Consider the following 6785-nt stretch of genomic DNA (forward strand, 5'->3'; position numbering starts at 1 on the left):
GGTGTGGGGTGGCGAGCACGACGGTGGGGGTCTGGGCGGCCAGGTCGCGGAGGAGGGCGATTCGGGACCGGCGGGCCGTGGTCGGATCCACCTCGTGGGCGTACGCCAGCTCCGGGTCGACCAGTTGCACGGCGTGCACCAGCAGGTCGCCGGTGACCAGCAGTCGCTCGTCGCCGGCGTCCAGCAGTACCGACTGGTGGCCGGGGGTGTGCCCCGGCGTGCTCAGCACGCGTATCCCCGGGGTGAGGTCGGTGTCGCCGTCGACCTCCCGGAGCTGGCCGGCGGCGCGCAACGGCGCGACCAGGCCGGCCCGCAGCCCAGGGTTGATCGTCTCCAGCGCGGCCAGCTCGGCCCGCTGGAGCAGGTAGTCCGCGTTCGGGAAATACGGCTGTCCCGGCGTGCCGGTGACCGCCCAGCCGACGTGGTCGGTGTGCAGGTGGGTCAGCACCACGGTGCGCACGTCGGCGGGGTCGATGCCGGCCACGGCCAGTTCGGCCGGCAGCCGCCCCGGCACCGGCGCCCAGCTGGACGCGGGGGAGCCCGTGGGTCCGATTCCGGCGTCGACCAGGGTGACCGGCCCGTCCCCGTTCCGCAGAGCGAAGCTGCGGAACCGTAGCCACCAACCCCCGTCGGCGGTCACCGAGGTGGGATCCCGCCGGTCGGCCTCGCGCCACCGCTCCGGCGTGGCGTCCGGGAACGCCTCCTCGCGGGGCTGGAAGAACGGCCCCTCGGCGTCAGTCAGTGCGGTGACCGTGATAGACCCGAGGGTGCGGCGCAGTGGCATCGGGTGATGATGCCAGTGATCTCCTGCGTCGGGCACCCCGATATCCCGGCCGACCGAGGCCGGCTGGGGGCTGCCGGCCCGTTTCCAGTACGCTCGTACTGCTTGAGCACGTGTCCCCCGAGAGGAGCGCCGGCCGATGGCGAAGATCAAGGTAAACAACCCGGTCGTGGAGCTCGACGGCGACGAGATGACCCGGATCATCTGGAAGCAGATCCGGGAGCAGCTGATCCTGCCCTACCTCGACGTCGACCTCCGCTACTACGACCTGTCGATCCAGCACCGCGACGAGACCGACGACCAGGTGACCGTCGACGCGGCCAACGCCATCAAGGAGCACGGCGTCGGCGTCAAGTGCGCGACCATCACCCCGGACGAGGCCCGGGTCGAGGAGTTCGGCCTGAAGAAGATGTGGCGGTCGCCGAACGGCACCATCCGCAACATCCTCGGCGGCGTCGTCTTCCGCGAGCCGATCATCATGTCCAACGTGCCGCGGCTGGTCCCGGGCTGGACCAAGCCGATCATCATCGGCCGGCACGCCCACGGCGACCAGTACAAGGCCACCGACTTCGTGGTGCCCGGCCCGGGCACGGTGACCATCACCTACACCCCGGCCGACGGCTCCGCCCCAATGGAGATGGAGATCGCCCAGTTCCCCGGCGGCGGCGTCGCCATGGGCATGTACAACTTCGACGAGTCGATCCGGGACTTCGCCCGCGCCTCCATGCGCTACGGCCTCGACCGCGGCTACCCGGTCTACCTCTCGACCAAGAACACCATCCTCAAGGCGTACGACGGCCGGTTCAAGGACATCTTCGCCGAGGTGTTCGAGAACGAGTTCAAGGCCGAGTTCGAGGCCGCCGGCATCAGCTACGAGCACCGGTTGATCGACGACATGGTCGCCGCCGCGCTCAAGTGGGAGGGCGGCTTCGTCTGGGCCTGCAAGAACTACGACGGTGACGTGCAGTCCGACACCGTCGCCCAGGGCTTCGGCTCGCTCGGCCTGATGACCTCGGTGCTGATGACCCCGGACGGCCGCACCGTCGAGGCCGAGGCCGCGCACGGCACCGTCACCCGGCACTACCGGCAGTGGCAGAAGGGCGAGAAGACGTCGACCAACCCGATCGCGTCGATCTTCGCCTGGACCCGTGGCCTGGCCCACCGGGGCAAGCTGGACGGCACCCCGGCGGTCACCGAGTTCGCCAACACTCTGGAGCGGGTCTGCGTCGAGACGGTCGAGGGCGGCCAGATGACCAAGGACCTCGCGCTGCTCATCTCGCGGGACGCCCCGTGGCTGACCACCGACGAGTTCATGGGCGCGCTCGACGAGAACCTGGCGCGCAAGCTCGCCGCCTGATCTCGCGCCGTACCCACGGGCCCGCCGGCATCCGCCGGCGGGCCCGCCCCGTCGGGGCCGGAGATCGTGGTACGGGGCGACCCCTCCCGGGGCCCGTTCGTACCAGGATCCGTTCGGCGCCGGGAGGTTGCGTTACCTGCGCCCGGCGCGCCTCGTTGACCAGGTTGGACGAGATGCCAGTCGCGTCCAGGAAGGTTGACGCGGTCGCCTCGCGGCATGCGTGCGATCAGCCAGCCTTCCCGGCTGTCGTACGCAGCCAGCCGTCCCTTCCCTGCGGGGGGCCCTGTCCCGGGCCCCCCGCGCCCTGTCTCGGCCCCCGTGCTGTCCCGGACGCCGCGCAGATCTCGGGTCAGGCGGCGCGGAGCAGCTCGGCGGCCCGCTCGGGCGCGATGTCGTTGATGAAGACGCCCATCCCGGACTCCGACCCGGCCAGGTACTTCAGTTTGTCCCTGGCCCGCCGGGTGCTGAACAGCTGCAGGTGCAGGTGGCCCAGCTCGCGGTCGACGCGGACCGGTGCCTGGTGCCAGGCGGCGATGTAGGGCATCGGCAGGTCGAAGAGCCCGTCGAAGCGGCGCAGCAGGTCCAGGTAGAGCGGCCCGAAGGCGTCCCGCTCCCCGTCGGTCAGGGCCGGGATGTCCGGCACCGGCCGGTGCGGGGCCACGTGTACCTCGAACGGCCAGCGCGCGGCCGCCGGCACGTACGCCGTCCAGTGCTCGTTGCTGACCACCACCCGGTCGCCGGCGGCCCGCTCGGCGGCGAGCACGTCGGCATACAGGTTGCGGCCGCTGGTGCGCGCCGCGTGCCGGCGGGCGGCGGCCAGCAGCGCCCCGGTCCGCGGCGTCACGAAGGGGTACGCGTAGATCTGCCCGTGCGGGTGGTGCAGGGTGACGCCGATCTCCACCCCCCGGTTCTCGAAGCAGAACACCTGCTCCACCCCGGGCAGCTCGCCGAGCGCCGTGGTCCGGTCGGCCAGCGCGTCCAGCACGGTGCGTACCCGCCGTGGCGGCAGGCTGGCGAAGGAGGCGTTGTGATCGTCGGTGAAGCAGACCACCTCGCAGCGTCCCCGGCCGGGGCGGACCGGCGTGAACGGGGTGATCTGTGCCGGTTCCGCCGCCACATTGCCGCTGAGCGCCGGGAATCTGTTCTCGAAGACCGCGACGTCGTAGTCGGGTGCCGGGATCTCGCTCAGCCGGTCCGGGGTAGAGGGGCAGAGCGGGCACTGGTCGGCCGGGGGGAGGAAGGTCCGGGTCTGCCGGTGCACGGCGAAGGCTACCCACTCGTCGGTCAGTGGGTCGTACCGCAGCTGACTGGCCGGCGGCGGCGCGGGCAGCTCCCGCCGGTCCGGCTGGTCGCGGACAGCGTCGTCCCGCTCGTCGAAGTAGATCAGCTCCCGGCCGTCGGCCAGGTCGATCGCGGTGCGCTTCACTGCGCCGCCCCTCCACTCGTCGGCGTGGTCGTCGTGCCGCCCCCGCCCGTCGCCGTCACCATCACCAGCTCGCCCACCTGCTCGCCGAGCACCCGCCGCGCCCCGGTGGGCAACCCGTCGTCGGTGACCAGCAGGTGGGCGGCGGAGAGGGCGACGATCGAGGAAATGCCGACGGTGCCCCACTTGGTGTGGTCGGCGAGCACGACCAGCCGGTCGGCGGCGTTCACCAGGGCCCGGTCGGTCTCCGCTTCCATCAGGTTCGGGGTGGTGAAGCCAGCCCGCTCGCTGATCCCGTGCACACCGAGGAAGAGCAGGTCCAGGTGCAGCGACCGGATCGCGCCCACGGCCAGCGGCCCGACCAGGGCGTCCGACGGCGTACGCACCCCGCCGGTGAGCACCACCGTCTGGTCCGGGCGGCCGCCGGCGTGCAGGATCTCGGCCACCGGCAGCGAGTTGGTCACCACGGTCAGGCCCGGCACGTCGACCAGGCGGCGGGCCAGCTCGGCGGTGGTGGTGCCGGCGGAGAGGGCGATCGCCGCGCCGGGTCGGACCAGCTCGGCGGCGTGGGCCGCGATCGCCGCCTTCTCGGCCAGCTGACGTACCGACTTGGCCCGGAAGCCCGGCTCGTCCGTCGAGCCCGGGCCGGCGACGGTGGCCCCACCGTGCACCTTGGCCAGCAGGCCGCGCTCGTGCAGCGCCTCCAGGTCCCGGCGGATGGTCATGTCCGAGACGCCGAACTCGGCGGCCAGCTCGGTGACTCGTACCCCGCCGGTCGTGCGGACCCGGTCCAGGATGGCCGCCTGCCGCTGCTGCGCGAGCATCCACCGCACCTCCGCGCCTGCCGCGCACTCTCACGCGGTCGAACGTGTTCCAACAAAGACGAACACTAGCGTGAAGGGGTGAGCGGCGGAAGGAACGGGTGGTGATCGGAGGATCAGAACGCCGGGAGCCGCGGCTCGACCCACCCCGTCTCGGTCAGCTGGTGCATGACGGCCTGGACCGCCTCGTCGACCGTGAGCTCGGTGGTGTCGATGACCAGGTCGGCTTCGGTCGGCTCCTCGTACGGGTCGTCCACGCCGGTCATCCCGGTGAGCAGGCCGGCGCGGGCCCGGGCGTACAGGCCCTTGCGGTCGCGCTGCTCGCAGACCTCCAGCGGGGTGGCCACATGCACGAGCAAAAAGCCTGCCCCGGCCGCCAGCGCCATCTCCCGGGCCGTCGCCCGGGCAGCCGCGTATGGAGCGATCGGGCAGCAGATGGCCACCCCCCGGTGCCGGGCGAGCTCGGCCGCCACCCAGCCGATCCGCCGGACGTTGAGATCCCGGTCGGCCTTGCTGAAGCCCAGCCCGGCGGAGAGCTCGCGGCGCACCACGTCGCCGTCGAGCAGGGTGACCGTGCGTTCGCCCTGCTCGCGCAGCGCGTCGGCCAGCCCCCGCGCGATGGTCGACTTGCCGGAGCCGGAGAGGCCGGTGAAGAAGACCACCAGGCCCCGGTGCCGCCGCGGCGGCCGGGCCCGGGCCAGCTCCTTCGCCACCGCCGGCGGAGTGTGCCACTCGGGCAGCGGGAAGCCCCGGTCCAGCAGGTCGTCGATCTCCGCCTGGGTGAGCGCCAGCCGCCGGTTGCGCGGCGGGATGTCCTCCCGCCAGCGCCACTGCCCGTCGCGGTTGTCGTACGCCAGCTCCCGCGGGACCAGCACCCGCAGCCCCGCCCCGGAGAGCATCTCGCCGGTGGAGAGCAGGTGGGTGACGCCGTAGGCGGCCGACACCCGGGCCCGCAGCAGCGCGTCACTGATCTCGTCCCGGCGCCGCGACAGCGGCACGGCGACCAGAGTGGCCGGCGGCATCCGGTCCCGGGCGGCGAAGATGCTGCGGACCAGCGACTCCGGCGGCAGCCCACCGGTGCCGTCCTCACCGACCGGGATCATCACCAGCAGGTGAGCGCCGAGGGTACGGGCGGCGTGCGCGATCTGGGCGAGCTGCGGCCGGTGCAGCGGCCGGTCGGCGACCACCCCGAGCACCCGCCCGGGCGGCAGCAGCGCGCGTACCTCCTCGGGAGTGCGGCGTAGCCGCTGGAACGGCCCGTGACCGCCGTCGCCGAGCCGGCGGACCGTACCCCCGACGCCCGCCACCCCGTCGCGGACCTGCCACGCGTCGGTGACCTCCAGCGCCGCCACCGGCGCGCCCTCGCCGTCGGTGAGCACCAGGGTGCGGTGCGCCGGGTCGCGCAGGTCCAGCCCCTGGGCGAGCGCCGCCGGAACCTGGAGGGTCACCGGCACCGGCCACGGGGAACCGTCGGCCAGCCGGCTGCGGCGGCTCACCGAGACCAGGTCGGCGCGGGTCATGAAGCCGCTCAGCGGGGCGTACGCACCGGTGAGCAGCAGCTCCAGGTCGGCCAGCTCCCCGGGGCGCGGCGTGTACGCCGGCGCGTCCCGAAGCACCTCGTCGGGCAGCACCCACCCGTTGCTCATCTGACCCCCAACCCGCTGACCGGCACACAGTTTCTCAGCCGGCCGGCGATCGGTCGAGACCGCCACTCCCCTCGCCGGCGAGCCGGTGCCCGCGGCGCCCGGCGCGGTGGCGGCCGGCGCGCCCGTCAGGCGGCCGGGCCCAGCGGCGCCGCGCCGAACGAGACGGCGAACCGCTTGCACCAGATGGAGACGCTGGTCAGTCCGGTCAGGTCGACGTCGGCCGGGATGTCATAGCCCTGGTCCCCCCGGTTGCCCTTGAGCCGGCCCAGTTCGACCCAGCGGCCGTCGTCGAACACCCGCCAGCCGGCCGTGCCCTGGCGGACCGGCTGGTCGGTCAGCCAGACCCGCAGGTCCGGCCCGTTGGACGTGGCCAGCCCGACGAGCTCCAGCCGGTGCCGGCCGTCGGGCAGCCGGACCACCCGGGCGGTGCCCGAGGTGTCGTGCTCGTGGGTGACGAAATCGCCGTGACTGACCAGGGCGACGCCGGCCGCGGCGGTCGCGCTGGCGTCGGGTACCGCCGGGGTGGTCGGCTCGACGGCCGAGAGCGTCTCGGCGACCTCGGTGTCGGTGACCAGTTTCCAGGGCTGAAACCACCAGAGGGCGAGCGCCGACCCGGCGGCGAGGACGACGACCACGACCCAGGTCAGCGGTGCGCGGAGAAAGCGGGCGGACATCCGCCCAGTCTGCCGGGCGCGCCCTTGCGGCCGCCCGCCCGCCGGCTTACGGAAGGCTTACCGGCGAGCGGTCCGGGCGGGGG

Annotated in this window: 6 protein-coding genes; 1 reads left to right on the plus strand and 5 read right to left on the minus strand. The window is 73.3% G+C overall.

The window, feature by feature from the left end:
- Positions 1 to 784, minus strand: a 784-nt coding sequence (locus tag C1I99_RS27570; RefSeq protein WP_111137130.1) for an MBL fold metallo-hydrolase, incomplete at its 3' end; no start/stop codon positions are given.
- Between the two features lie 136 nt (positions 785 to 920).
- Between C1I99_RS27570 and C1I99_RS27575 the strand changes: the two genes are divergently transcribed.
- Positions 921 to 2138: an NADP-dependent isocitrate dehydrogenase gene (locus tag C1I99_RS27575; protein ID WP_111137131.1), complete on the plus strand. Its 1218-nt coding sequence runs from the start codon at positions 921 to 923 to the stop codon at positions 2136 to 2138.
- A 349-nt stretch (positions 2139 to 2487) separates the two neighbouring features.
- Here the strand turns inward: C1I99_RS27575 and galT are convergent, their stop codons facing one another.
- The 4 genes from galT to C1I99_RS27595 all read right to left on the minus strand — a co-directional run bounded on the left by galT (position 2488) and on the right by C1I99_RS27595 (position 6702).
- Complete coding sequence (galT, locus tag C1I99_RS27580; protein WP_111137132.1) at positions 2488 to 3564, minus strand: galactose-1-phosphate uridylyltransferase; 1077 nt, start codon at positions 3562 to 3564, stop codon at positions 2488 to 2490.
- Entirely contained in the window at positions 3561 to 4385 is an 825-nt protein-coding gene (locus C1I99_RS27585) for a DeoR/GlpR family DNA-binding transcription regulator (RefSeq protein WP_111137133.1), read from the minus strand. Before C1I99_RS27585 ends, galT begins: the two co-directional genes overlap by 4 nt.
- A gap of 113 nt (positions 4386 to 4498) precedes the next feature.
- The gene (gene cysC, locus C1I99_RS27590) at positions 4499 to 6028 is read right to left on the minus strand and encodes an adenylyl-sulfate kinase (RefSeq protein ID WP_111137134.1); all 1530 of its coding nucleotides are present in this window, start codon (positions 6026 to 6028) and stop codon (positions 4499 to 4501) included.
- 125 nt (positions 6029 to 6153) lie between these two features.
- Positions 6154 to 6702 (minus strand): DM13 domain-containing protein, encoded by a 549-nt coding sequence (locus tag C1I99_RS27595; RefSeq protein ID WP_111137135.1) that lies wholly within the window; start codon positions 6700 to 6702, stop codon positions 6154 to 6156.
- Positions 6703 to 6785: the final 83 nt, after the last annotated feature.

This window comes from Micromonospora deserti, from assembly GCF_003236335.1.
In the GTDB taxonomy this organism is placed as follows: Bacteria; Actinomycetota; Actinomycetes; order Mycobacteriales; family Micromonosporaceae; genus Micromonospora; species Micromonospora deserti.

Excerpts from the sequence above, each read along its gene's own strand:
- cysC (WP_111137134.1), bottom strand. The coding sequence starts at position 6,028 with ATGAGCAACGGGTGGGTGCTGCCCGACGAGGTGCTTCGGGACGCGCCG.
- C1I99_RS27585 (WP_111137133.1), bottom strand. The coding sequence starts at position 4,385 with ATGCTCGCGCAGCAGCGGCAGGCGGCCATCCTGGACCGGGTCCGCACG.
- C1I99_RS27595 (WP_111137135.1), bottom strand. The coding sequence starts at position 6,702 with ATGTCCGCCCGCTTTCTCCGCGCACCGCTGACCTGGGTCGTGGTCGTC.
- C1I99_RS27575 (WP_111137131.1), top strand. The coding sequence starts at position 921 with ATGGCGAAGATCAAGGTAAACAACCCGGTCGTGGAGCTCGACGGCGAC.